This is a genomic window from Granulicella aggregans (genome assembly GCF_025685565.1).
In the GTDB taxonomy this organism is placed as follows: Bacteria; Acidobacteriota; Terriglobia; order Terriglobales; family Acidobacteriaceae; genus Edaphobacter; species Edaphobacter aggregans_B.
This window is the reverse complement of sequence record NZ_JAGSYE010000002.1, coordinates 1,171,962-1,197,522: the sequence shown is the minus strand read 5'-3', so window position 1 is coordinate 1,197,522 and position 25,561 is coordinate 1,171,962. Positions and strand designations below refer to the sequence as shown.

At 54.6% G+C, this 25,561-nt stretch carries 19 protein-coding genes; 10 read left to right on the top strand and 9 right to left on the bottom strand.

The window, feature by feature from the left end; translation table 11 throughout:
• Positions 1-363: 363 nt before the first annotated feature.
• Both OHL18_RS14440 and OHL18_RS14435 read left to right on the top strand, forming a co-directional pair.
• Complete coding sequence (locus tag OHL18_RS14440; RefSeq protein ID WP_263375549.1) at positions 364-3,492, top strand: metallophosphoesterase; 3,129 nt, start codon at positions 364-366, stop codon at positions 3,490-3,492.
• A 911-nt stretch (positions 3,493-4,403) separates the two neighbouring features.
• Complete coding sequence (locus OHL18_RS14435) at positions 4,404-5,255, top strand: hypothetical protein (RefSeq protein WP_263375548.1); 852 nt, start codon at positions 4,404-4,406, stop codon at positions 5,253-5,255.
• A 942-nt stretch (positions 5,256-6,197) separates the two neighbouring features.
• Here OHL18_RS14435 and OHL18_RS14430 read toward each other — a convergent pair.
• Positions 6,198-6,539 carry a hypothetical protein gene (locus OHL18_RS14430; protein ID WP_263375547.1) on the bottom strand — a complete coding sequence of 114 codons (342 nt, stop codon included), beginning with the start codon at positions 6,537-6,539 and terminating at the stop codon, positions 6,198-6,200.
• A gap of 232 nt (positions 6,540-6,771) precedes the next feature.
• Between OHL18_RS14430 and OHL18_RS14425 the strand changes: the two genes are divergently transcribed.
• On the top strand, positions 6,772-7,203 hold the full coding sequence (locus tag OHL18_RS14425) for a hypothetical protein (RefSeq protein WP_263375546.1): 432 nt from the start codon (positions 6,772-6,774) through the stop codon (positions 7,201-7,203).
• 133 nt (positions 7,204-7,336) lie between these two features.
• Here the strand turns inward: OHL18_RS14425 and OHL18_RS14420 are convergent, their stop codons facing one another.
• Complete coding sequence (locus tag OHL18_RS14420; protein WP_263375545.1) at positions 7,337-7,651, bottom strand: hypothetical protein; 315 nt, start codon at positions 7,649-7,651, stop codon at positions 7,337-7,339.
• Positions 7,652-8,110: 459 nt separating this feature from the next.
• Here OHL18_RS14420 and OHL18_RS14415 point away from each other — a divergent pair, with 459 nt between their 5' ends.
• Positions 8,111-9,160 (top strand): Fic family protein, encoded by a 1,050-nt coding sequence (locus tag OHL18_RS14415; RefSeq protein ID WP_263375544.1) that lies wholly within the window; start codon positions 8,111-8,113, stop codon positions 9,158-9,160.
• A gap of 70 nt (positions 9,161-9,230) precedes the next feature.
• On the opposite strand, the gene OHL18_RS14410 is transcribed toward OHL18_RS14415, so the two are convergent.
• From OHL18_RS14410 to OHL18_RS14395, 4 genes are all read right to left on the bottom strand, one after another.
• Entirely contained in the window at positions 9,231-11,786 is a 2,556-nt protein-coding gene (locus tag OHL18_RS14410) for a polynucleotide kinase-phosphatase (protein ID WP_263375543.1), read from the bottom strand.
• Entirely contained in the window at positions 11,783-13,192 is a 1,410-nt protein-coding gene (locus tag OHL18_RS14405; RefSeq protein WP_263375542.1) for a 3' terminal RNA ribose 2'-O-methyltransferase Hen1, read from the bottom strand. Before OHL18_RS14405 ends, OHL18_RS14410 begins: the two co-directional genes overlap by 4 nt.
• 268 nt (positions 13,193-13,460) lie before the next feature.
• A complete protein-coding gene (locus OHL18_RS14400) occupies positions 13,461-13,673 on the bottom strand; it encodes an alcohol dehydrogenase catalytic domain-containing protein (RefSeq protein WP_263375764.1) in 213 nt (70 codons plus the stop codon).
• A gap of 156 nt (positions 13,674-13,829) precedes the next feature.
• Positions 13,830-14,588 carry a PRC-barrel domain-containing protein gene (locus tag OHL18_RS14395; RefSeq protein ID WP_263375541.1) on the bottom strand — a complete coding sequence of 253 codons (759 nt, stop codon included), beginning with the start codon at positions 14,586-14,588 and terminating at the stop codon, positions 13,830-13,832.
• Between the two features lie 390 nt (positions 14,589-14,978).
• Between OHL18_RS14395 and OHL18_RS14390 the strand changes: the two genes are divergently transcribed.
• Together OHL18_RS14390 and OHL18_RS14385 are read left to right on the top strand one after the other, a co-directional pair.
• Entirely contained in the window at positions 14,979-16,223 is a 1,245-nt protein-coding gene (locus OHL18_RS14390; RefSeq protein WP_263375540.1) for a carbohydrate porin, read from the top strand.
• 87 nt (positions 16,224-16,310) lie between these two features.
• Positions 16,311-17,723 (top strand): MmgE/PrpD family protein, encoded by a 1,413-nt coding sequence (locus OHL18_RS14385; protein ID WP_263375539.1) that lies wholly within the window; start codon positions 16,311-16,313, stop codon positions 17,721-17,723.
• A 104-nt stretch (positions 17,724-17,827) separates the two neighbouring features.
• Here the strand turns inward: OHL18_RS14385 and tcuB are convergent, their stop codons facing one another.
• Genes tcuB through OHL18_RS14370 form a run of 3 tightly spaced genes read right to left on the bottom strand, consistent with a single transcriptional unit; the run spans position 17,828 to position 21,779 of the window.
• Positions 17,828-18,940, bottom strand: a complete 1,113-nt coding sequence (gene tcuB / locus OHL18_RS14380) for a tricarballylate utilization 4Fe-4S protein TcuB (RefSeq protein WP_263375538.1) — start codon at positions 18,938-18,940, stop codon at positions 17,828-17,830.
• On the bottom strand, positions 18,927-20,372 hold the full coding sequence (tcuA, locus tag OHL18_RS14375; RefSeq protein ID WP_263375537.1) for an FAD-dependent tricarballylate dehydrogenase TcuA: 1,446 nt from the start codon (positions 20,370-20,372) through the stop codon (positions 18,927-18,929). The genes tcuB and tcuA overlap by 14 nt, the downstream gene beginning before the upstream one ends.
• Before the next feature lie 51 nt (positions 20,373-20,423).
• On the bottom strand, positions 20,424-21,779 hold the full coding sequence (locus OHL18_RS14370) for an MFS transporter (RefSeq protein ID WP_263375536.1): 1,356 nt from the start codon (positions 21,777-21,779) through the stop codon (positions 20,424-20,426).
• Between the two features lie 534 nt (positions 21,780-22,313).
• Here OHL18_RS14370 and OHL18_RS14365 point away from each other — a divergent pair.
• The 4 genes from OHL18_RS14365 (at position 22,314) to OHL18_RS14355 (ending at position 25,545) form a co-directional block, all read left to right on the top strand.
• Positions 22,314-22,877: a hypothetical protein gene (locus tag OHL18_RS14365; protein WP_263375535.1), complete on the top strand. Its 564-nt coding sequence runs from the start codon at positions 22,314-22,316 to the stop codon at positions 22,875-22,877.
• A 173-nt stretch (positions 22,878-23,050) separates the two neighbouring features.
• Positions 23,051-23,701, top strand: coding sequence for a BON domain-containing protein (locus tag OHL18_RS14360; protein ID WP_263375534.1), 651 nt, complete (start codon positions 23,051-23,053; stop codon positions 23,699-23,701).
• A 393-nt stretch (positions 23,702-24,094) separates the two neighbouring features.
• The gene (locus OHL18_RS23335; RefSeq protein ID WP_396274632.1) at positions 24,095-24,853 is read left to right on the top strand and encodes a L,D-transpeptidase scaffold domain-containing protein; all 759 of its coding nucleotides are present in this window, start codon (positions 24,095-24,097) and stop codon (positions 24,851-24,853) included.
• Positions 24,736-25,545 carry a L,D-transpeptidase family protein gene (locus OHL18_RS14355; protein WP_263375533.1) on the top strand — a complete coding sequence of 270 codons (810 nt, stop codon included), beginning with the start codon at positions 24,736-24,738 and terminating at the stop codon, positions 25,543-25,545. Before OHL18_RS23335 ends, OHL18_RS14355 begins: the two co-directional genes overlap by 118 nt.
• Positions 25,546-25,561: the final 16 nt, after the last annotated feature.

Below are 25,561 nucleotides of genomic sequence, written 5' to 3'. Positions count from 1 at the left end.
GGCAGCTCCGAATATCGGCACAGGCTCTTTTCCATCCGGAGATAAGGAAGGGCTCTCTTGGGGCAACAGTCCAGTTCATCGGCCTTCGTCGGCTACGATTGGCACGACACATAGATCTGACGGCTTCGAAATGGCGATTCCCGAACACACCGCGCGTCAAAGCGAAGTCTTGATGCCGAAATATCGACCTCCATCTCGTCTATCGCGTGCTTCTGTGGCACAGAACCCGTGGGCGCCGAATACGACGCGGCAGGCCCTCGACCGAACCCGTCCAACCCTGGTATTGTCCATGGCAGTGAACGAATCTAATCGTGGCACAGCATTCTCGAATTAACCTAGAGCACAAGGAGCGCCACACGTCATATGAAGCTTGCAATCGTCCACCTTAGCGACATTCACTTTAAGTCTGCCTCTGATGTCGGATTGAGACGAAGAGCAAAACTTTCAAACACCATTGCATTCTCGCGTTCGCCTGAAGAAGAGCTTATCTTCGTTATCACCGGAGATATCGCAAACACCGGGGACCCAGCGGAATATCAAATCGCAATCCAATTCTTCACATCCCTGCTTGCCGACCTCGGCATAGATATCAAAGCAAATCCCGCTGCTATGACCTTCATTCCCGGCAATCACGACTGCAATTTCCGAGGTATAGGCGATCTTCGCCCGCGATTGCTAGATGAGATCCCCTCGCAACTTGAATCCATAGACGCCTGCGGCGAAACAGTCGAGACGCTACTGCAGGTTCAATCTCCTTTCTATCAATTTGTAATGACACTCACGGGCGAGCAGATTCCCTTGGAAGATCGTCTTCTACAAGTGCGCAAATTAGCGTTCGGCAATTTCATGCTTGAATTCCGTTGCTTCAACTCCTCATGGTTGTCACGCAGAAATGAAGAGCCCGGCTCCTTAGGCTTTCCCACCTCCGTGTTCACTAGGGCTTCCGAGAAGACTGATGCAGACGTAGTTATTTCGCTTGTACATCATCCCTCGAATTGGTTGAACCCGATAAGTCATCAAAGCTTTCGGAGAGCAGTGCAAGAGAGCTCTGACATTCTCATCACGGGGCATGAACATCTTCAGGGGGGACAGGTAGTTGCACCCTTTTCAGGCTCCCATTTAGTGCATTTTGAAAGCGGCGCTTACCAGCCCCATGACAGTGGCGAAAGCGCTTTTGGCATCATTCATTTAGACCTGGATTCTCGCACGTCGCGCCACGAGGAGTTCCGATGGTCAACCGGGTCATATGTCAAGCCCGGTTCTGATAAAGTCGTCCCACTCGGAGAAAAGCACGCCAGAGTTAATAGCCTCCAAGTTGTAAACAACTTTATATTGAAAATGACGGACCCCGGCACTGGCTTTCTACACCCGAGACAGCAGGATCTGAGGCTAAGTGACATTTTTGTTTATCCAGACTTGAAAACTAGATCGATTTCCCGAAAGCTGCAGGCGTCAGGAGATCTTCCGAGAAATATTTCAAGCGCAGAGGTGCCGACCCGCGTCCTGAACACCAGTGCCCTGGTCATCGCGGGTCCTCCAGACTGCGGAAAGAGTGCTCTCGGCAAGTCTTTGTTCATAGAAGCAAATACCAAGCACTCACGGTTTTCCTTGATGATCAAAGGGCAAGAAATCGTTGGTGCCGATCCCGGCGGAGCATTCAATAGCGCCGTTGACAGCGCGATCGACGAGCAATATGGGCCTGGCAATAGAGGGTGTTATGCAGGACTAAATAGGAATGATCGCGTCTTGATAATTGATGATTGGGATGAGGCGAAATTTAGTCGACCTGGACGCTCCGCGATTCTTAAACACGCGACCGCTCACTTCGGATGCACAATCCTATTTGTTGACGATATATTCTTGATTCAGGAGCTCTCGCGAGGAAGCGAGAGCTCGCCCCTGTCCGGCTTTCAGATTGCGGATATCCGCGAATTTGGCTTCAGATTGAGAGGCCAATTAATTGCTAAATGGCATAGTTTAGGCACTACGTTTTTAGAGGAGGAGCGCGTGCTGGCGAGGAGGATCGCGGATAGCACGCGGGTCGTCGATACCGTTCTGGGGCGGAATCTTCTCCCATCCTATCCGGTGAATATACTTACATTGCTGCAAACATACGATGCCGATGCCGGTTCACAAAACGGGGGGTTGGGCAGCTACGGTCAGGTGTATGAAGCCTTGATAACCGCTAGGCTCGGACGCGTAAGCATGAAGTCGATCGACATTGGGACCAAAATTACATTTCTCTCCAGGGTGGCTTGGAGGCTCTTCACCTCTCAAAAGCGCCACCTTAGCCAGAGTGAATGGCGACAACAGGGAGAGCAATACTATAAAGAATATAAGATTCCGCTAGATAGCGATCAGTTGTTACTCTCACTACTTGACGCGGGTATTATCGCCGAGGATGTTGACGGGTTTCGCTTTAGCTATGGTTATGGATACTGCTATTTTGTCGCCAAGTATTTTCAAGAGAATCTCGCGGATCTTGATGAAGGAAGTGGCCGCGCGGATCTGTTCAGGCAATTGAAGAGCTTATCGGAGAGAGTTTATAAGCAGGATAACTCGAACATTATAATCTTCTACGTTTTTTTGACGAAAGATCGGTCGCTCATCAATCACATCATCGCGAATGCGCAAAGAATCTTTAAGGACGTGCCGGAGTTTGATTTTGATTCTCATCTTGATTTTGTCAATCAGATCATCACGCCTGATCCTGTGATGCACTTGCCTGATTGCTCAGTTCAGGAAAATAGGGAAAGGCTGGCTCAGCGGCGAGACGAGTCTGGCGAATCTATAGAACCCAGCAGCGACCCGTCAGTAAGCGACATCGTCTACGGCGAGAAGTTGCCGATTGAGCAAAAACTGATCATAGGAATTCGGTATCTAAGCCTAATGGGGCAGGTCTTACGCAACTTTCCTGGGAGCCTTAAGGCTGAGATAAAGCTGGAGCTCGCGTTCGAAAGCTATTCGCTCGGACTGCGGATTTTAGGCGCTGTCTTTTCGCTGACACACGCTGATGCCGAAAAACTTACTGAGGACATATCCAAAGTTTTGAGAACCAGGATGGCGTTTACGGGCACCGACCGAGAGCTCAGATCCCGTGCAGAGCTGATCATCGCTGAGATGTTACGGGAGGTTACGTTTGCTCTTTTGAAACGCATGTCGCACGCAATTGGTTTGAGAGAGCTGGAGGCCACGTATGAAGAGGTTGCGGAGCTTCGCGACAATAGCTTGTCTTCGCGCCTCATTCAACTGGCGATTCGCCTTGATCATTTCGTGAAGTTCCCTAAGCAAGACGTTGAATATCTAGCAACGGAACTTGGAGCGAACACGTTTACTTATCAAACCTTGAGAGACCTTGTCTTGGATCACTTCTATCTCTTTCCGGAGGACTATACGATCCAACAGTGGGCGGGGAACCTCCTGAGTTTCGCGGTGAACACGGCACTAATTAGAGGTACTTCAAAGAAACTCTTGAAGGCAGGATCGGCCTAAGTCGGCACCCCAAAGGCGGATAGCCGTTTCTTTATTTGTGTAAGGGAGGCTAGGTGTCCATGGAACGGTGGGCACCAAAAGCATAGCTGACATCGAACTCCTCGGATAAACGATCAGCCAAACTTAAATCGATTTCGTCATCGACCCCCTCCGATCATTTGTTGGCGGCAAGATTGAGGGGCAGCGCCAGAAGCAGACACGCCCAGTCCTCGATGGATTGATCCGCTTGCAGAAGGACGCGTTACGCCATCCTCATCAGCCGGCACCTTCCAAGGGTGACCGTCGGCAGCGCCGTGTACCGGGCCTCGGGGCTTTGCTTCAAAGACGCCGCTCGGAGCGAGTGCTCGCTGCCAACGGGCCGTAAGACGCGCCGTGAGATCATGGCCCACCCGAAGTCGAAGGTCGGAAGGGTTGGCCCATATGTCTTCTACTAGATTGTTAAGGCTGGCAAGCTCGAAAGGCATGGGAGTTCGCTCAGCAAGCATATATTCGGGGGCGGCACCGCGCCCTCAGTCGTTCGGAAAGCTGGGCATGAGGATCTCCTGATGTGGCATCGAACTTGCACCTTGCGCTGGTGGGAATGTCCGGAACACCGGGCCCGAGATGCGCATTTGCATGTAAGCGCGGCGGAAACATACACGAGGTGCGCGCTCCTGTTTGTAGCAGTTTGAATTTGATAGTCTCGGATTTCTAGGTGAGTATGACCGAACAAGAGCAAGAAACGATGCGAGTCTGGATCATGTTATGAGAGCCTCCGGCATGCGAGCAGGGGCTTGGACTCCTTCTCGAATTCGCCCAGGCAAGTTTCAGAAGACGCTGGCTGGACTGAGGAGGCGGCACCAGTCCAACGTGCTGCTTCAGCCGTGGTATAGTTCCGACCATCCGATATTTATGAGGGAAGGGAAGATCCTATGCACATCCTTACCAGTTGGAAGCAATGGTCGATCGTGATAACTGGTGCGTTTGGTATTTTGGCTCTTCTAACTGATTTCAAAACGAAGAAAAGACATCCGGTTACGGGGGAAGAGGCCAGCCGCATCAATATCTGGGGATATGTGTCGCTTACTGGAATTATTCTTACAGTGACGGGAGGGGTCATCTCCCAGCAGAGAGACGCAGCTACCGAGACCGAGAAGACCTACAGGCTAGCGCAGAAGGCCGACGAAACCTTGAATGACATTCAGCGATCTTTGGCACCAATTGATAATCCTCGATTTACCATGTCGCTCAGGATCTCATGTGCCAGTAAGGCTTTCTACGAAGGTTGTGAAAAACGAGGTCGTCTTCCTGGTTCCATTTTTGGAATCAAGGGCGTGAGCCTAAATGGATTGCCTCAAGATTCTTCTGCTAGCGTTGATGTATCGATATATCAATCGCCTAGTTCGCCGGCCTTGGCTGCGCTCTTGTCTGGTGGCGATTACTCAACGTCACGCGGCGATCTTGAGTTTGAAATAAGGGCATCGAGCCGTGAAAGGGACAATAGCCGGTGGCAGTTTTGGTTTTGGGATAGTGGCATCGACCAAATAAATATTTATAGTGCCAGCGGTCGACTCGAACACACCAGCGGTCAGCTTATTAGTATCCTGGACCTGCACGGAGCCGTGATAGTCGTGGGTCTTGACAATGAAATCATGACGGAAGCATCACCACTGGTATTCCAACTTGTAAACAAGAACGGACAGTCAGTGAGGACGTCGCATTTCCAGAAGATCGCTGTGCCCAATAAGTCATACGAAGACTTCTTCCAAGCTACGGTACAGTAACTGAATCGTTTCTCAGCCGACATCTCTCCGTGCCGGTGATCGCTGCCGAGTTTTCGACAGCTTATCTTTGATACACACCTGAATGCCAGTCATCTTGCATAGTCGGGACCATGACCACTGGCTATCCGGCCAAGTCATCGAGCCGCTGGTGGATCTCTTGCGACCATTTGAGTCGTACGCGATGAACATGTCACCAGCCAATCAGTCCGTCGGGAACCCGCCAGTAACGTCTTAGCATGTTGCGCTCAGTTTGCGCCTTGTTATACCGAGCCGCCTTTGTTCCTTCCGAAATTCGAAAATGCACCCGTGTTCTTTGGTATACGGCTCCCTCGGACAATGAACGCTTCAGGTAAGGGCGAGATAGCCCTGTCTACGAGTTGCCCTGTGCGGTGAGTTGTTATGTTGGAACTCGGTTGGCTCGCGTTGCGATTGGGGCATCAGGCGCTGCAGGGCTAGGAGAATCAACCACCCTTTCGCCTTGTCGAGGCGACGTTCCTGTCCGGAGTCCTTCCGAGACCGGGATCTTCCTTCGGAGTGGCCCGCTGAAAAACTGCATACAAGTTGGAATTACCGCTAGATGCCGTAATTGATACCGGGGGAAATACCGGGGACGCTGGGCAGCAATTGAGGGATAAGGGCAGTAATCGATCATGCCTTGATGACTGCTAAAAGCCTCTTCGTGAACAGTCAGAATGCGATCGTAGCAGTTAAGGGCAATCGGCTCCCCGGCAACTGTTAACCGAAGGGTTGTAGGTTCGAGTCCTACCTCAGGAGCCAATAAACGCTATATAAACCAGCAGGTTAGAGAACCCATCCGAGAGGTGGCTTTCTTCCTTTTGGTCAGGTGGCTGTTTTGGTGGCTGTTGAGGAGATCTTGTGGCTGTTCTCCCGCCCGCCGCTCCATGCCAGGCTGCGCATGTCCGCGCAGCCCGATCGTAATCCCTACTCTTTGGCTGCAGTCAAAGTGACGTTGCGGATGAATGAGTATGAGTCTGGGTGGTCGCCCCACCCCTTGCCAACTGCATTTGCCAGCTTCGAGAGCCTCTCGATGTCCGTCTGGCGGATCGAGTCGGTCACTTCACATTTCGCCTTGTCTAGGGCCTTGGCCTCGATTGTCTGCAAGTATTCAGACACAGCGGCGGCCTCAACCAGAACGATGCCTGCCCCCGCCCAATGGCGATCTTCTCCATTCTTCTTAACGCCTGAAACCCAGAACGATTCGCCAGTCTCCATATCGACGTAGTTCCCGCCTGATTCTCCGCGTCGCTGGCCTTTCAGCTTCATCAAACCTCGTCCGTTGAAATACACAGTCCGACCAGTTTTCGACATACTCACGTAGCCGATCCAAGCGGGACCGTCATCGGAATGACCGCTTTTGAGTTCGATGTACCGGAGTTCCCTCATAGCCCGAGTGTGGCACATGAGGCTTAGGCCGATCAATCCTTCACGCCCACGCATGTCCTGAGTCCGAAAGTAAGCGGAGGTCGGCATTTAGCATCCTTGCTAAGATCGCAACGTGTCCAAGTCAGTCCGTTGGGTTCATATCGTGCTTGAAGTCATCGGTGGCGTCGCGTTGGTCGCTGGCCTGGGGTGGTTGGCATTCTATTTTTTGTTTATCGTTCCGATGAGCCATTTCTCTGATGGGAACTGTAGCCCCGATACCGAGCAGAGGATTGTGAACGCTCCGGATGGAGGAGCACACAACTTCAAGAGTTTCCATAGGACTTGCGGCCAGTACAACTTCTTTTTTGCTTACCTAAGCACAGGCAATCCCAACAAAGGCTATGAGTATGAACCTATCCTCGAACTAAAGAACGTAGGTCCAGGGGCGGCGAGCGCAGTGTGGGAAGGACCAAATCGAATAACCATCACATATCCAAAATCGGCAGAAGTCGTGGATGCTTATGCGAAGTTGTTCGGAATAGACATTGTCCTACGTCCGCAGTGATTGAAGGAGAGGCGTCCAAATTTTCTGAAAGTTGCCTCGCCGGAAACTTCCGACTCACGGCTGATCGCTTTTGAGGATGGTAAAGCGTGAGGTATGCATGAAAAGATCCTCCCATGCCCTCGTCTCGGCATCCTCACTTCGCATAGTTGGAGTATTCACCCGTTCCGTCCGGAAATCTGATGTCCCAGATTTCATACCCAGTGACATTCAGAATCTGTAGCTTGGTGTCATGTGTAAACCGAAAGAGAAGATCTCCTGTTTCCTCATCAAGAACAGCTTCTTCGACCATCTTGTCAGCCAACCGCTCTCGTAGCTCCTGGATGGCGTCAATAACCACTGGCAAGCCATACTTTTGCTGATGATCAAAGCTGCTGAAACTTGCCCTTACATGCTCAATGAGGCGCCAGAATTCCGCTTGCAGTTTAGTCCCCTCTCCGAAGAGCAACAATACTGACGCCTGTCCGGGTTCTGGATAGACACCGACAAGTCTTTGTTGGCTCCCAACGGAGCCTTTAGTGTCAAGCGAGCGCGGCCATATAAGAGTGGTCAGTGGTTCACTAACTCAGCAGTCGACTGGAGCCCTAACCCTCGGCACCCGTGGGGACGTACCCTCCACTCCAGCGTCCGTCAAGGTGCTTCGCCCGCTACGCGGCGCGCAGAATCGCGCGGCCTTGACCGACGCTTCCGCTCCGGGTGAGGCGCTGTCATGAGAAGAATGTCTTCTTCTCATGTGTCCAAAGACACATGGAACAGGCAACAGCGGAGAGCTACAGTGAGCTAATGAAGTCAGCAAAGGCCGACGGGCGAACCCTCACGCCCCGCGCTGAATGGGTAAAAATGGGCAAAAACGGATATTTGCCTGATCGGGTGCAAAATGGCTATAAATGGGTGAAAATGGATATCAGCCATGCACCGCATCACCAACATCACGATCACCCCGGAAATCCTTAAACTCATCGCAGAAATCGACGAGTTCAAAGGGCGCTGGACCGTCATTGAGACCCTCGCCCCTGAAAAACTCACCACTCTTCGACGAATTGCCACAATCGAGAGCGTGGGGTCGTCCACCCGTATTGAGGGGTCGAAGCTCAGCGATGCAGAGGTGGAGAAGTTGCTCTCCGGGCTCCATACCAAGTCATTTGCCAGCCGCGACGAGGAGGAAGTCGCGGGCTACGCCGATGCGACGGATATGATTTTCGAAGGGTACGATGCGATTGCTTCGACCGAGAATCACATCAAACAGCTCCACGGTGTTCTCCTCAAATACAGTTCCAAGGATCAGGACCATCGTGGCCAGTATAAGACCGTCACGAACCATGTCGAGGCGTTCGGACCTGACGGTAAGAGTCTGGGAGTTGTCTTCGAAACGGCGACCCCATTTGAAACGCCGGGATGGATGAAGGACCTTGTTGATTGGTTCAACCGCGCCGTGGAAGAGGAGAGCCATCACCCTCTGATCCTCATTGGGATCTTCATTGTGGTGTTCCTCGCTATCCATCCGTTCAAAGACGGCAATGGCGGGCTATCGCGTGCGCTTACGACCTTGCTATTGCTACGGGCCGGGTACAGCTACGTTCCCTACAGCTCTATGGAAGGCGTGGTTGAGCAGAATAAGGACAGCTACTATCTGGCCCTCCGCAGGACTCAGCAAACGATCCGCAAGGAAGAACAGAACTGGGAGGCTTGGTTGGTCTTCTTCCTGAAGACGATGGCTAAGCAGAAAGATAATCTCGCCGCGAAGGTGAAGGAGGAGCAGGCGCTTCGCTCATCTTTGGCCGCCCTTTCCCGTCAGATTTTGGAGCTGGCGAAAACGCGCGGCGAAGTCACCGTCAAGGAAATTGAGGACTCGACCGGCGCGAACCGCAACACCATTAAGGTGCATGTCAAGAAGCTGGCAGAGCAACAATACCTGCGTCAGGTCGGGCAGGGGCGCGGGGCACGCTACACGATCAAGTAACTGCCGCGCGGTTGGCCTCAACGTTCATTAAGGCGGAAGGTAAAAGCATCTCTTTCAAAGAGTGCAAATCTTAGAGTCTCGGGTCAATTGGTTCACTTTCCAGTGCTAGAACTCCGAAGACGCACTCATGAGTGAGGCGCAGGGGCTCTTTGCGAACGAACCGCTCAAGCGCCTCGATGCCAAGTGCAAACTCCCGGCTGGCGAGGGATCGCTTGGCTCCCACGTTCCTTGAACGAAGGCGTTCAAGGTTCTCCGGCAGGAGATACTCTGGGCCGTAGATGATGCGAAGGTATTCGGCACCCCGGCATTTTATGGCTGGCTGGGTGATCCCGCGTCGGCCTTCAGCGATGAAGTTGAGCGGTTTAACGACCATGCCTTCTCGGCCTTGAGCCGTCATCTGCGTCCACCAAGCGACTGCATCCGCAGTGCTCGCTTCATCTTGAAGATCAACGATCTTGAATGGAGTAGGGAACAAGATCTCCGTATCTGCTCCGCAGAGCTTGGCAATCGTCTCCATGTGCCAAGTGTGCGGCTTGTCTGTATGAACTGTTCCTTCACTTGCCAGGATGTGGAATGGTGCAAGTTTTAGATCGGCCAGTGAACCGACCGGCCAGCAGTATTGCCGATAGGCCGTGGTGTAATGCTCGACAGCGCTGAGTCGTTTAGAGGTTTGTTCAGATAGCGATTCCAGGCCCGGAACACACAGTAGTGCCTTCGTGATGAGTTCACTCTCAGCTCGCAACGCATGGACGCCGGCATTGCCGACAGGCGCATACTGCTTCTGGAGCAACTCCTGCGCCTTCGCAGACCAGGGCATCAGCTCGCAGTCCAGACAGAGCCAATCCGTCGCGAGTTCTTCCCATAGCCCGGACCTCTCGACTGCTGATTGCAAGCGGGCGAGAAACTGATGCTCCAAGGCTTCATCGGTGAAGAAGCGGCGACCGGTGCGGGTGTACACCGTTCCGAGTGACGCTTGGACAACGCCGAAGCGGTTCTGAGATACGGTCTCGTCTTTGCAGAGGACAACGACAGCGCGAGATCCCATGTGTTTCTGTTCGCAAACAACGGTGGCGATCCCTTCCTTGCGGTAGAAGGCGAATGCCTCGTCCGGATGTTCCAGCAGGTTCTCGTGCTTACTTGTCTCGGTGGGTGACATCGTCGGCGGAAGATAGATGAGCCACTTGGGGTCACTTGCGAACCGGCTCATGACTTCAAGCGCCGCAATCGCATTCTCTTCCCGAATCGTGATCTTCGGCTTCAGCCGTGTGTCGATAAGACGTTTACCGACTACATCGGCAAGATCGAGCACATCATCCTGTGCGTGCTGCAAGGGCCGCTGACTCTCGGTCGTTTCGGGCAGGAAGGGACGGGCAGGCTCGTAGTATGTCTGATGCGCTTTGACCGATACGATCTCGCGCTCGGGATAGCGCAGCGCTGTGAGTTCGCCACCGAAGACACAGCCGGTATCAATGTTGACCGTGTTGTTGAGGAAGAGCGGTTCGGGTACGGGAGTGTGTCCGTAGACCACCAGTGCCTTACCGCGATAGTCTGCCGCCCAGTTGTAGCGAACCGGCAGACCAAATTCGTCCGTCTCTCCCGTTGTCTCGCCAAAGAGGGCGAACTCTCGCACCGCTCCTGATCCGCGACCGTGCATGGACTCCTTGAGGCCAGCGTGGGCAACGACCAGCTTTCCATCATCGAAGACATAGTGGCTGACAAGGCCATCGAGAAACTTGGCGACTTCGACACGGAACTCATTCGACTCGTTTCCGAGTTGTTCCATCGTCTCCGCGAGACCATGCGTACGCTTCACATCTCGGCCTCGCAATGCTCTGACGAGCTTCATGTCGTGATTGCCTGGAACGCAGAATGCTTGTCCAGATTGCACCATGCTTGAAACGAGACGAAGTACCTGAACAGTCCCTGGGCCGCGATCAACAAGGTCGCCCACAAAGACCAGCTTGCGTTCGCCTGAGGACGAAATCGAATACATGCCATCGGATTGATTCACCGTGTAGCCGAGCTGCGCCATCAGTTCGACAAGCTCATCGAAGCACCCATGAACGTCCCCGATGATGTCGAACGGGCCGTGCTCGGTCTTTTTGTTATTCCAGAGTGGGTGCCGTTCGATGGTTACGGCATCCACTTCCTCGGGACTTGAGAGCTTGAATACGTGCCGGATGCCTTCGTGCGCCAGCCCTCGCAGGGAGCGGCGGAGTTGCTGTGACTGGTTGCGAATGACGTGCGGCCCGAACTGGCGATCCGGGCGAAGCACGTTGCGGTCCTGGCACACGCGCTCCGAGAGATCGAAGAGAATCGCCTCGGCAAAGAGATGAAACTCTTTCGCCAGAGCGATCAGAGACTTCCGTGCCTCTGGCTGGACGTTGGTCGCATCGACTACGGTCAGCCGGCCACGAGCGAGGCGCTTGCGGACGATCTCGTGCAGCAGGTCGAAAGCATCTCCGGTCGCAGACTGGTCGTTTTCATTATCGGAAACGAGCGCGCGGCAGAAGTCGGAGGAGACAACTTCGGTGGGCAGGAAGTGCTTACGCGCGAACGAAGACTTGCCAGAGCCCGAAGGCCCAACCAGGAGGACAAGCGACAATTCTGGAATGCTGATCTTCATACCGCCACCTCCTTCTGAGTAAAGACTGCCATCTGTGTTGGGGCACCTTTTTCTACATCGACCGGCCCTACCGGCTCGAATCGAATTCCATAGCCGAACCGCTCTGCTACTCCACTTGCCCAGCCTTCAAACTCAGTTCGTTTCCACTCGAAACGATGGTCGCCATGACGGAATTCGCCTGCCGGAAGCGTCTCAAAGATCGTGTTGTACTCTGCGTTCGGAGTGGTCAAAACGACGTACGTCGGTCGAGCAAATTCGAAGACGATGCGCTCTAAAGTCGCCAGGCGCGACGCATCCAAATGCTCTATGACTTCCACAATGGCGGCTGCTTCAAACCCGTTCAGCCGCTGGTCGCGGTAGGTCAGCGATCCTTGGACCAGTTCTATTCGGTTACGCTGCCGTTCCGGCAGCTCGTCCAATCGCAAGCGTTCCTTCGCTATCTCCAATGAACGCCATGACACATCCATTCCGAGGATGGTCTCAAACTGCTTCTCAGACAGGAACAACTTGAGTAGCTTGCCCTCACCACAACCGAGATCGACCACACGCTTTGCACCTGTATCTCGTATGACCGACAACACGGTTTGCAGGCGTTGGTCATGCAGCGAAGGTGCGCGTTCCGTAACCGCTGGCTCGACGGAAGGCGTCTGATCTGCCTCGTCACTCGGCGCTTCCTCCGCCAGCAAACGGCTCAGCGCTTCTCGCGTAAGACTCCGCTGACGCTTAAGGTATCGAGAGACAATGAGGTCCTTCTCTGGATGGGTACCAAGCCATCCTTCGCCGCGCTTCAGTAACTTTTCGATCTCGTCATTGGCTACCCAGTAGTGCTTTTCGTTGTCCAGGACCGGGATCAGAACATAGAGGTGTGTGAGCAGATCTTGCAGCCGAACGGTACCTGCAAGAGTGAGGGTGACGTAGGGGGATGCGCCCCATTCAGGAAACTCGTCGTCGAGCTGCGATCCCTGCATTTCGACGGAGTATCCGAGCGGCTCGAACAGACGCTTGACCAAATCCTCACCGCCACGAGCAGCGATGACGGGAAGGTGGGCAATCAATGGAATCGCTGTCTCTGCAAGCTCCTGTCGATCCTTACTCCGTCCGCTCATTGCTGTGCTGAAAATACGCCCCAGTGCGACGCTGAGGAATGAGTTCGCAGCGTAAGGGCGATCATTAACGTACTGTTCCAGCTGGCCACCTTCACCGGCTGGTCCCCGCCCCCGTACGAGCGCTACCGGATCGATCTCGATAAGCAGCGCCGCCGTGCAGATGTCAGAAGAAGCGTCGGGGTAGAACACGTAGGCTTTTCCAAACGAAAGTTCTTCCGTCTGGAGACGTGCTGGGTTCTTGTGGAGCAGATAGCCGAGATCTGTTGCCGGCTGATGAGTCGTGGAAATTGTAAGGAGCACAAATTTAGTTTAGTGGATAGACAGTGGCTGGGCTCCACGTTGGGTAAAAGGCCTGCGCTGCTTTGCAGCGGGTATGAGCTGACACGTCATCCCCAATAGGGAACTGCAAAGCACCCAAAGTTCACGATTGATAACGTTTTTGCTTTCAATTACTTGAGTTTTTGCGTTTCCGGCTGTAAACGTATGCGACGGTGGACAACATTCGTACAAGCGGCGACGGTTTGCAGAAACCGGTAACGCCGTGGAAGCATCCAAACGCATCAAGGGACTACCTGTTCCAGGTGGCAAATCGAATGGCCTCCGGTAACGTTTCACTCGCACCCTCAACGATCTCGCCTACAATCTGATGACCCGGGATGAGATCCTGGCGAAGCGCTGGCAGGTCTCCCTCGGCCATGTGCAGATCCGTTCGGCATACTCCACATGCGAGCACGCGTAACAATAGGTGGCCCGGACTCAGTTCGGGTCGCGCTACTTCCATGACCCGAAGATGAGCCCCCGCGGCTGTCGTTCGCGTTTCCAATACGGCGGCTTTCATGGAACCCTTGTCTCCCTTGGACTTCGTTTACCGAACCCGCCGCTTCGATCGGATCAGATCTTATTCTGCCGCATCAGCGGGCTCGGTCCGTTGCGGGGGCTAGGCGCGTACGAGATCGGGAACCCAGTAGCCGTCGCGATCGTAGTAACCGTAGAGACCGCTCTCGTAGTCGCGTGTGATGACAGCGTCGTCGACATACGCGGGTGCGTTCTTGATCCTTTCGCGTGATAGGTCGATGACCACTTCACGCGTCTCCCAATTTATGCTCTCAACCCATTGCGGCGAAACCAGGATTTTCTTACCAGGCCAGAAGTCTGTCGTCGCGACAACCAGATAACGGATTGCCCATGTCTCTTCATCGATGACGAAATCTTCGACATGACCGATTTCGCCGTCCGATGCGAGGATATGATAGCCCGTGACTTCTTGCGTGCTGCGAAGATGCCGGTTCCACGGGGCCTGACTCATATCCCAGCCGCTCCACTTGGCACTATCGCGCTCAAGATACGGGTAGGATCCCCATATATAAGGCCCACCCCAATAAGGCGGATAACCATAATAGTTGTAGTAGGACTCTTCAAACTGACGCGAAACCGGTTCATCGTCATCAATGGAAGGACTATTCTCTATCTGCTGTTTCGTGAGACTGAGCGAGACTGTTTCATCGATAGGGTCGATTCCAATCACAGAATATGGCGAAAGCAGAACCTGCCTACCGCTGAGCCAGCCAGCGGTTCTCGCTACAAGGTAGCGAATCGACCAATACTGGTCGTCAAAGTAAAATTCGCGCGCAGACCCTATAGTCCCGTCGGTGCTATTGAGTCGATAACCCTTCAGATGTTTCGCTTTAATCAACATGCAGTCTCCTTTGTGGCGCTATTTATGATTGATCTTCCTGCGCTAACAGCCTCGAACGCTCCTAACTGGGCTTCCTTAGAAAACCACCTTATTCTCAAGCGAGTCATTTCTGCTGTGCTCTTCGATACATACCGAGGGGCAGGGAGAACAAGGAGCTCTAAAGGCAAGCGACCGCGAAAGGGGATCTCGGTTCGCGAGGATGGAAGCATTGCGGCCTTACAGATTGCTCGTCTTCGAAGATAGACAGTATTTCCGTGAGCACAAGGGCGCAGACCTTGCTACCTGTCGGTGCAATTCTGTTCATGGCGTCAGCCTTGCCAGGCCGATGAGGGGTTGTCTATGTACAGTCGAATGTTCCGATGCTTCGTCCTGCTGGGATGTGGCTGTATCGTGTTTTCACCTTTCCTCTCAGCGCAGGCACCGGACGGCAGAACGCTTAGCGGCCCGGACGCACACGATTCGCCGCTGGGCCTCAGCGGTCGTCTGACGGGTGATTGGGGTGGAGCACGGAGGACCCTGAAGGAGCGAGGAGTCGACTTCGATTTTGAATACATCAGCGACTCGCTCTGGAACGTGAAGAGCGACAAGAGCGATCGTCTCGCAAGCTGGAATAGGGGGCGCGGGACGGTTGACATCGACCTTGGAGCGCTGATTCATCAGCCTGGATTCTCCTTCCATGCTACGGCTCTGTGGCAGGGCGGCGGCAACCTTGGAACTTACCTTGGAACAGAAACGAGCCCAAGCGGTATGTCGAGCTTCAACCTCTTCCGGCTGGACTCGTGGTGGATGGAGAAGCAGTGGCGGCATGATCGCGTCGCGATGCGCATTGGCCAGTTTGCCGGGCAGGACTTTTATGGCGATCAACATTATGGAACATCGTTCATCTTCGAACCGATGGGATATGCGTTGAGCAATTTGAGCACGACCTTCGAGACGGGCAGTCCAGGTTCGACATCGGCATTGGAACTTACAGCTGCGCCGATGCATAACGTCTATGTAGCGTCGATGGTGCTCGACGGTGACCGGCTTGCGTTCTTCCACAACACGACGGGTTTCGTCCCTCAGTTTCGGGGTGCACCGATCAGTGTGTCAGAGATTGGATACACGCCCGGAAAGAAGACGCTGGCCATGCGGCCCGCGGATGATGTGTCGACTCGGAGGGGGTACTCCGGGATGTACAAGTTTGGAGCCTCCTTCAATCCGGGAAGGTTCACGACGTCGACCGGAACGCTTCGGTCCGGCAACTACCTGATGTACTGGATGGCTAACCAGGCGGTTTGGCGACGTGATCCGACGGAAGGGAAGGGACTGGATGTCACGGCTGCCTACGATTGGAGTCCGACCAATGTGAACAGCGACAACCGTGAGTTGACGACTGGCCTGCGCTTTAACGAACCGCTCACGCTGCCAATTCACAACACTCTTGCCGTGGGCTATGTACGGAACAAGTTGAACCCGCTTTTTCTGCCGTATGGAGCAACGCCGTACAAGGCGGAGCAGGGTATTGAAGGCAACATGCTGTTCAATCTGCGGCCGATGATTCTGCTGCAGCCTACCTTTCAATACTTCGCCAACGTAGGCGGGGGCCCGCAGCGGGCTTTTGTCGCGGGTTTCAGAGCGCGCGTTGAGTTCTAAGATGCCGCTGTGCAGGAGATCTTCACGCTGGCTTTTCGAGCCAGTGCCTATCGATGCTTCACAACCAGAGCTACCGGGGAGTTTTCCATGCTAGCAGCAAACACTCAGCAAGTACCAGAGACGATGGCGCAACAGCTTGCCGCCTTTGTCGTCAAAGCACGCTACGAAGACATCTCTGCAGAAGCGGTTCAACAGCTGAAGATCCACACGCTCGATGCGATTGGTTGTGCGATTGGAGCCATGGAGGCGACTCCGCTGAAGGCCCTTCATGCGCATCTTGAAGACTTCGGCGGCAATCCGCTTACAAGTCTCATTGGCGGGGGTAAAACGTCGCCTGTACTAGCTGCGTTCTATAACTCGACACTTGAGCGGTACCTGGACTTTATGGACTCGTTCATTGCGAAGCATGAAACCTGCCATCCGGCTGATAACGTAATGTCCGTCCTTGCGGCAACCGAGTATTCGGAAAAAACTGGCAAGGATTTTATTAGCGCGCTTGCTGTGGCGTACCAGGTACAGTGTCGTCTCTCCGAGGTAGCTCCGGCGCGTCCGAAGGGCTTCGACCATACGGTACAAGGCGCTTACGCGGTTGCGTCGGGAGTGGCGAAGGCGCTTGGGCTTGATGCGGCTGGCGTGGCGAACGCGGTGGCGATCAGCGGAGCTTCGTATGAAGGATTGCGGGTCACTCGTTCCGGAAACCTGTCGAACTGGAAGGGGCTTGCCTATCCGAATATGGCGTACGGAGCGACGGATGCGGCGTTTCTCGCAATGCGCGGGATCACTGGGCCGATGGAGGTGTTTGAGGGCAAGGGCGGGTTGATGGATGCAATCACGGGAAAGTTCGAGATCGATTGGTCTAAAGAAGATCTGGAGATGGTGTTGAAGACTAACATCAAGAAGTACAACGCGGAGTTTCATGCGCAGACAGCGATGGAGGCAACGCTGGATCTTCGGACGCGTGAGAAGTTGAAGCCAACGGATATCAAGAGCATTAGACTTGCGATCTTCGATGTAGCTTTCAACATTATTGGCGGCGGTAACGATGGGAACAAGCAGCATGTGAAGACGAAGGAAGAGGCCGATCACAGCCTGCCCTATATGATTGCAGTCGCTCTTCTTGATGGTGCCGTCACGCCGGCACAGTACGACGCGCAGCGAATTCTGAAGCAGGACGTTCAGGAGCTGATGCAGAAGGTGACGGTGGTTTCAGACAGGGGCATGAGCGCAAGGTTCCCAGCGGAGATGCCGTGCCGACTGGAGATTGAGCTCAATAGTGGTAAGAAGCTCGCCATGGAGAAGCATGACTACGAAGGGTTCTACACCCGGCGCATGTCATGGGAGACGGTGGTTGCGAAGTTCAACGGCATCGCATCGCAACATGCAAGCGAACTGCAGTGTGCGGCGATTGTGGACGCTGTCGCGCATCTGGAATTGAACGGCATCAAGCATCTTGTAGCAGTCCTGAACGAGTCCTTCGTGGGGCGCCTGGCACACGCCTAGTCAAGAACTGTGCGCGGAACGATGGTAGGTGCAAAGCGAAGAGCGAAATCCAGTGGACTGGATTTCGCTCTTTGTCATGGGTGTAACGTGTGCGGGTGAATCTATTAAGCAGATGCTTTTGACTTCGCTTGGCGCGACCGCTCGAGCGACCACTTCAGCAGGGCTCCAGAGCGATAGATCCCATGGACAAAGCGACCATACGGCATGGTGAGGAAGAGTGTCATGACGAAAGATAGGTGGATCAGCACCAGGCTGCCCATAGCGGCACTTTGACGCAGGACCAGCAAGAGTAGGCCGGTGATGCTGATGGCTACGAGAAGAACGATGAAGGAGAGGTCCATGCCGTTCTGACTCTTGTCGACGATCTCTTCGTTACGGCGTTGCATCATGATCCAAAGCCCAATTGGGCCAACGATGAGTCCGACTCCCCCAACTGTGCCGAAGATCACCGGCAGGCTGGTGAAAGCTGGTGGCCCATGCTGACCGAGGGCGAAGTAGTCGAAGGCCCCGAGGGTGGTTGCGATCAAGCAGGACAGGAAGCCATAGAAGGTTGCGTGATGAAACCATTTCAAGGACTCTGAGCTGTTCTCCTGCGGGTAGCTACAGCCATCGCCGCCGTTGTCAAGGTTAACGAGAGTGAAGATGTCCTTCGCCGTTGTGGCGAGCGCACCGGGACTGGCGAGGGTTGAGTAGGACTCGCCGACGTTGCGCCAGAACCTGAGGAAGCCGATGAGCAGAGCTAGCGCGGAGAAAGAGCCCACGACGGCAAAGGCGATCGACATGACCGAGTGAGGAACGATCTTGTAGAAGTTGCCGTCGTGGACGGTCATGAATAGCTGGCCGCCAAGGAGGAAGCTGGCGGAGGTCATCACGGCAACGAGGATCAGCACGGTGAGGAGCGTTACCTTGAGGCCATTCCTATGGAATGCCTTTGCCATCGGTCCAGGCCAGGCATAAAGCTCGTAGGTGTAGACACGCAGCTTCGCGAAGGTCTTGGGAGGGTTGATGGCGAACTCGTGCGGTGGCGAATACTGGCATGAGTAGTAGCACTCACTGCAGTTATGGCAGAGGTTGGAGAGATAGTTGAGATCCTTTTCCTCGAAGACGGTGCGCGTCTCCATGGACTGCCAGACGGCACAGAAGCCTTCGCAATAGCGGCAGGAGTTGCATACCGCCATCAGGTGTTGGCCCTCTTCGAGAAGCTCAGCGGACAGCATGGATGGCTACCTCGGGAGTTGCGAGTGAAGCGGCTTGGGGATTCAGAGCTTGCATGGCTGCCTCGCGGCCGGCGATCCGTCCAAATACGGTTCCGATGGTGACGCCGATGCCCGCCGCATAGCCCATGCCGAGAACGTTTCCCGCCATGATTTCACCGGCGGCGAAGATGTTCTTTGAGCGCGTGCCACCCTTCATCAAGACCGTGGCGCGGTCGTTGACCATCAGCCCTAGATAGGTGAACGTGATGCCAGGACGTAATGGGTATGCGTAGAAGGGAGGTTGATCGATCTTGAGAGCCCAGTGAGTCTTTGCTGGTTTCAGACCCGTCGTCTTACAGTCGTCAAGGGTTTCGTGGTCGAAAGTGCCGGGCTGAACTGCGTCGTTGTAGGCTTTGATGGTTTCCACCACCTGTTCGGCCGGGAGCTTGAGGGCCTGAGCCAGTTCGCCGATGGTCTCTGCTTTGAAGGGTGGGAAGAGAGTAGGCATGAATTTCCCCATTGCCTTCGAGTCGATGAAGCAGTAGCCGACCTGGTCGGGTTGCTCGGCGACGAGACGCCCCCAGATGGCATAGCGCTTCGGCCAAAAGTCTTCACCTTCGTCGTAGAAGCGCTCGCCCTTATTGTTGACGACGATGCCGAGCGAGACGCAGTCGAGACGGGTCACGATCCCGCCATCGAACTTGGGCGAGCGGCCGTCGATTGCGACCATATGGCCTTCCCTGGCATCGCTGATCGATTCCATGCCGAGGTCGAGAAGACACTTGAGGACTTTACCTTTGTTATAGGGAGTGCCGCGAATGAGGAAGTTGTCCGCCATCGGTCCCCAGGCTTCTTTGAGCCATTCGAGATTCGATTCGAAGCCGCCGGAAGATACGACTACGGCCGTGGCGACGACGGTAGTTGACTTGCCGTCGATAAGGGCGGTCAAGCTTTGGAACTCTCCATCGACTACTCTCAGGGCGACGACTTCGGCGTTGTAGACGACGCGAACGCCGACGCGGTAGGCGGCGTCGTAGTAGGCGTTCATCATTGCCTTGCCGCCGCCGAGAAAGAAGGCGTTTGTGCGGCCGAGCTGGAGGGTTCCGCCAAGGGCCTTCTGGAAACGGACCCCGTAGGAACCCATCCATTCGGTGCATTCGGTGGAAGCACGGATCGTCATGCGAGCGAGATGCTCGTTCGTCTTGCCCTGCGTGACACTCAGAACATCTTTGTAGAACTCATCTTCCGTGTAAGCGCCGGACATGACTTTGGTGGGCGCGTCGTGCATACACCGGAGGTCTCTGGTGTGGCGGCTGTTTCCAGCACGGAACCATTGCGGAGCGCTTTCGAGCAGAAGGACCTTTGCGCCGCCTTCTCGTGCGCTCAACGCGGCGGCGAGTCCGGCGTTGCCGCCGCCGACAACTAAGACGTCGAAGCCCGATAGATCGTCCATGAACGTTTTCTCCAAAGATAGGTTGATGAAGCGGTGGCTGGGGTGTTGCATCTACGCGAGGGATAGATCCTTGGTCTTGGGTCCGAAGATGGTGACAATGATGGCGACGAGCACCCACATTGCGGCGATGTAGACGAAGACGCTCTTGTATCCGTAGTGGGTAAAGAGGAGGGCAATCAGCATGGGGCCGAATCCGTTGGCGAGACGCCCGGCACCATAGGCGATGCCAGAGCCTGAGTTGCGAATCGCAGTGGGGTAGCACTCCGGCAAGTAGGCATAGAGGATTGGGGCAAACGTCTGGATGAACATGGCGACGCAGAAGCCAAGGACGACGATGGGGACTATCCCTGTGCTCAGGCCATATCCCACGCCGAAGGTGCCGATGACGACCGCGAAGATCGCGATGAGATACTTACGTTCCCAGCGATCGGAGACGGCCACGGCGATCAGAGCTCCGACGGGAGCTCCGAAGTACATGAGGCAGGTAAACAGCAGCGACTTGGAGACAGGAAATCCCCGTGTTGCGAGCAGCGTGGGAACCCAGGCCATGAAGCCGAACAAGCCCAGAGTCTGGAAGACGAAGAGACCGATGAACATGAGGCTACGCGCGCGATAGGTCTTAGAGAAGAGATCGCTGAACTTCTCAGGTTTTGCCGCAGCTGCAGGGTCGGATCCGAGCGATGGGAGCTCCGCCCTAGAGTCCTTCTTAGAGCGCGCTTCGATTCGGTCGAGGACTGCGTCGGCTTTATCGTTGTGCCCCTGGGCCTCGTACCAACGAGGCGACTCTTCAAGGAGTCCGGAGAACAGAGGCATGAGTAGGGCGAGGCCGCCAAAGGCGAAGACGAATCTCCATCCGTAACTTGCGCGAGGGATCAACTCCCCTGCAACGAGCGCGGACAAAGGAATGCCGAAAAGTCCGATGACCATGACCCACGCTTGGTAGGCTCCACGTTTCTTCGACGGAAACATCTCGGTAATGTAGGTGATCGCGACGACTGTCATCGACGACAATCCAATGCCGGTCAGGAAGCGGGTTGCCAGCAGGCCGGTGAGGTTCCAGGCGCCGGCGTTGAGCAGCGAAAAGATAGAGAACCAGACAGTAGTGAGAAGCAGCGCCTTCTTTCGCCCAATCTTGTCGGAGATCCAGCCGCCGCTGATTGCGCCGACGAACATCCCAATGAATCCCGAGGAGGTGACGAGGCCGATGGTTGCGATGGAAAGCTTCCATTGCACGCGAAGTTCAGGAGCGACAAAGCCGAAGTTGTTGAGGTCGCCTAATTCGAAGAAGTAGACATACGCGACGAGCCACATGATGCGCTTCTGGAACGACCCGATCGGAAGGCGGTCGAGGCGAGCAGCAGCCGAATGTCTGGTCGCCTGATGTTGCTCTACCGCGGTCGTTGCCAAGATACACCTCCATTAGCGCTGATTGGGCGTGGATTCGAAATCGCCAAAAACGGTTATTTTGAATGTCGACAAGTCCTGTTTATGTAGATATTCGCCGAGAGACGGGAACAGGACTTCACTATGCCCAAAGCTAGCAGTTAGAGATGTTGCCTTCTGTGTTCAATTGCTCACGAATTGCACGGTGTCCTGGGAGACAAGACTTCTAGTGGCGTTGAAGCCCTAAGCGATCGCAAGAATCCGGATGAATAGGTGCGAGTGACATCCTTGGTCGGGGTTGCTGGGGATAGAACGTTCCTGGCTTATTGTGCGTGAGCCTCTTGTCTAGGTCCGATTCGGTGCCCACTGGGCGTCATAGGGAGATTGCCGGGTGTGCAATTGAGCACAGCGCACGAAAGGATGGGCGAGCAGACTCCTCAGGTAAAGATGTTTGCTCAATTTCGACTTCGAGGTGAGCAAGATCGGAATCGAAAGAATTAGACACGAGCAATAACAGGGATGGAGCGCCTCATAGTTCGCTTAGGGCAAGGAGAACTTATGCAGCTTCAGCAGGTGTCAACGAAACCTTATGCGCCTCTTCCATCGGGGGTGTTAATCGTCGAACCACATCCGGGCATACTAGCCGCTAGAACACTATTTCTCGCTGCCGCCGATTGCTATCTGGCAGTCTCGAACGAAGATCAGCCGGTTCCCCAGACACCGGACCTCGAAGTAAATGTCGCAATCTTAAGTCAGAGCTTTGGCAAAGCTACTCTCGCCTCACTGGCGCGAGGCGTGAGAACTCGTTGGCCAGTGGCGCGGATCATGATCTTTGATAATGCAGGTCTGGATATCGAAGACGAGCTTTACGATGTCGCGGTCGATGAACACTGCCGTCCCGAGGCGCTCCTGGACGCGTTGGTTCAACTTTCTGACCATGTCAGAGCAAGATATGGAAGCGCTAAATGGCTTCTGGAGGGAGATGTGGGATCACCTAGAGAGATCGAGGGACAACAACCGAGAAGGATCCCCCCTGAAAGCGATCCGAGCCATCTGCCTTCGAAAGTCCCGTTTGATCGAGAACGTCCGGGTGACGAATCACCCGATCGACGCGAATTCTAGACATTTGGCGCGCTAGCGGCTTGACTCGGTAGTGTCCCTTCGCCCGAAGAGTTCTAGCTGACAGAGTTATATTCGAGTTGTTCATCGTCGAGTCCCTTTCTCTGTGCAGTACGACTCAACCAAGAGTGTCTCGGCGCTGTCATGCTCCTCTCTGTAAGGTCAGGAGACCCACCATGAAAACAGCAGCAGCGTTGAAGCATGATGTCGAACAGGAACTGAGCTGGGAACCAAGTGTGAATGCAGACAAGATCGGCGTGTCGATCAACAACGGAGTGGTAGAGCTGGATGGCCACGTCGATAGCTTCTATCAGAAGTGGGCTGCCGAGCAGGCGGCACTTCGCGCCTGCAACGTCACTGCAATCGCAAGCGAGATCAAGGTCGACCTCCCATTCGAAAACGAACGTGCGGACGAGCAAATCGCCGCCGCAGCGAGCGACCATCTTGAGTGGAACCTTCAAGTACCCGAGTCTGTGAAGGTGAAGGTTGCAGACGGTTGGCTCACACTGTCGGGAACAGTCGAGTGGCAGTTCCAGAAGGCTGAGTCTGAGCGTGTTGTCCGTTCGCTTCGGGGAGTCAAAGCTGTCATCAACGAGATCCAGCTTACTCCGAAGGTCAGCGCAGTCGGCGTAAAGGTGAAGATCGAGGATGCTATCAAGCGCGACGCTCAGTTGAGCGCAAACAGCATCAAGGTTGAGACAAACGGGACTAAAGTCACGCTACGCGGTCGTGTGCACTCATGGAGCGAGCTTCAGGACGCGGAGCATGCAGCCTACGACGCTCCTGGAGTCTCCAGCGTATCAAATCTCATAGAGATTGGCAGTTGAATAGTTGCTGCGGGGACGTGGTGCCAAGCCTCGTTCCCGCAGCGATAGACTTCTTGAATGCTAAGACCTCCTATGTGCTGTCGTTCTCTCAGAAGGAAACCTACAGCGCGCCTAAGTTGCGTCTACACCGACCCTAAGGAACGAATGGCGATCAGATCCATTGTTTTCGCATTAGTGTTCAGCTGCATTTGCTGCATAGCTTCGCGCGCAGAGAGCGTGAAGGATTACTGCCCGCACTCACCTGACTCGATTTCGTCGCCAGCTTCGCTTGATCGCCGTCTCGGCCAGTCGATCTCTGAAATGGCACCTCTGCTTACGCATCCAAGTGCTGTGCTCGCCGAGCAGTTCTATGAAGCGTGTGGCTTCATGCCAGCCTGGGTTCATTAGGGCAAGATCACTCCTGCTGGAAGCGGAATGCTCGAGATCTTGAAGACAGTGTCCCTGAGAGGTCTTGACGCTAGAGACTACACCGTGCTTGTGGCTCCCATCGAAGCTGGAGATGTCGACTCGCCGACGGCGTTGCGTCGAGCCGCTGCTTTCGAGCTTGCGGTCAGCGTGGCTACCATAAGGTTGACGATGGACTTGCATTGCGGTCGGATCAATCCGCACGAAGCGCACGCCGATCTGTTGGCAAACTGCGAAGGATTCGACCCTGAGAAGTTTGTATGGCACGTATCCCAGTCCCAATCACCTATGTCAGAGTTCGATTGGCTCGAGCCACCGTCGCCCGGCTATCAGCGGACCAGGCTAGCGCTACAGCACTACATACCTATGCTATCCAAACCTGAGATCATTCTGCAGCCGGTCGGCAAGGCGGTGAACGTCGGCGATTCCTATGCCGCATTAGTTGCTCTACGCGCTGTCTTAGTGCCGGATGGGGACCTGAGGCAGAGCGAGATCATCGGATCATCTTTGATCTATGACGAGAGTACTGCCACCGCAGTCAAATCGTTCCAACATCGGCATGGACTGAACCCTGATGGCGTTCTCACTGCCGAACCTACCGGCAATTGTCTGTGTCGATCGGGGACCGAGTGGCTCAGTTGCAGCTCACGTTGGAACGTTGGCGATGGATTTCGCAGGCGTTCGCTGAACCCCCAGTCGTTGTCAACATCCCCGAATTCAAACTTCGCGCTTATGACTCTAACCTGAAGGTTGTGCTCGCGATGGAGGTGATCGTTGGTGGAGCGTACCATCGCCAGACGCCAGTCTTTCAGAATCAGATCTCCTCCATCATCTTCCGGCTCTATTGGAACATTCCTCAGGACATCCAGCACCGCGAGGTGGAGCCAGCCATGCGTCGCGATTCGAATTATCTGGCCAAGCATGACTACGAGAAAGTGAGTATCCCCGGAAAGGGCTTCCGTATTCGGCAGCGGCCTGGCGACCGCAATGCGCTTGGCCTGATCAAGTTCTCCCTTCCGAATCGATACGACATCTACCTTCACGGCACGCCGCTGCCGAAACTCTTCGAAAAGACCCGTCGTGACTTCAGTCACGGATGCATTCGACTGGAAGATCCTGCTGCCTTGGCTGTTTGGGCTCTACAGCGGAATGGTGGTTGGTCCAAAGAGAAGGTCGAAGCTGCAATGCATGGGGAGCAAACAACCACGGTATCCCTCGTGAACCCCATTCCAGTCTTGATTGTGTATGCAACGGCATTCGCGGGCGAAGACAACATTGTGTACTTCCTCCCCGACATTTACAGCGAAGACAAGAGCCTATCGGCACTTCTGCAGGCGGCCAGCAAGAAGAGTCATGCAGAGACTGTGGACGATGCCGCCGCCCTCTCTGTAGGGATCAACAATCAAGTGGAAGGCAGGAACTCTAAAGGGTCTTTGTAGAAGCCTTCACAGGGGC

Coding starts and splice junctions, on each gene's coding strand:
- OHL18_RS14440 (WP_263375549.1), top strand. CDS start 364: ATGAAGCTTGCAATCGTCCACCTTAGCGACATTCACTTTAAGTCTGCC.
- OHL18_RS14435 (WP_263375548.1), top strand. CDS start 4,404: ATGCACATCCTTACCAGTTGGAAGCAATGGTCGATCGTGATAACTGGT.
- OHL18_RS14430 (WP_263375547.1), bottom strand. CDS start 6,539: ATGAAGCTGAAAGGCCAGCGACGCGGAGAATCAGGCGGGAACTACGTC.
- OHL18_RS14415 (WP_263375544.1), top strand. CDS start 8,111: ATGCACCGCATCACCAACATCACGATCACCCCGGAAATCCTTAAACTC.
- OHL18_RS14410 (WP_263375543.1), bottom strand. CDS start 11,786: ATGAAGATCAGCATTCCAGAATTGTCGCTTGTCCTCCTGGTTGGGCCT.
- OHL18_RS14400 (WP_263375764.1), bottom strand. CDS start 13,673: ATGGAAGTAGCGCGACCCGAACTGAGTCCGGGCCACCTATTGTTACGC.
- OHL18_RS14395 (WP_263375541.1), bottom strand. CDS start 14,588: ATGTTGATTAAAGCGAAACATCTGAAGGGTTATCGACTCAATAGCACC.
- OHL18_RS14385 (WP_263375539.1), top strand. CDS start 16,311: ATGCTAGCAGCAAACACTCAGCAAGTACCAGAGACGATGGCGCAACAG.
- tcuB (WP_263375538.1), bottom strand. CDS start 18,940: ATGCTGTCCGCTGAGCTTCTCGAAGAGGGCCAACACCTGATGGCGGTA.
- tcuA (WP_263375537.1), bottom strand. CDS start 20,372: ATGGACGATCTATCGGGCTTCGACGTCTTAGTTGTCGGCGGCGGCAAC.
- OHL18_RS14365 (WP_263375535.1), top strand. CDS start 22,314: ATGCAGCTTCAGCAGGTGTCAACGAAACCTTATGCGCCTCTTCCATCG.
- OHL18_RS14360 (WP_263375534.1), top strand. CDS start 23,051: ATGAAAACAGCAGCAGCGTTGAAGCATGATGTCGAACAGGAACTGAGC.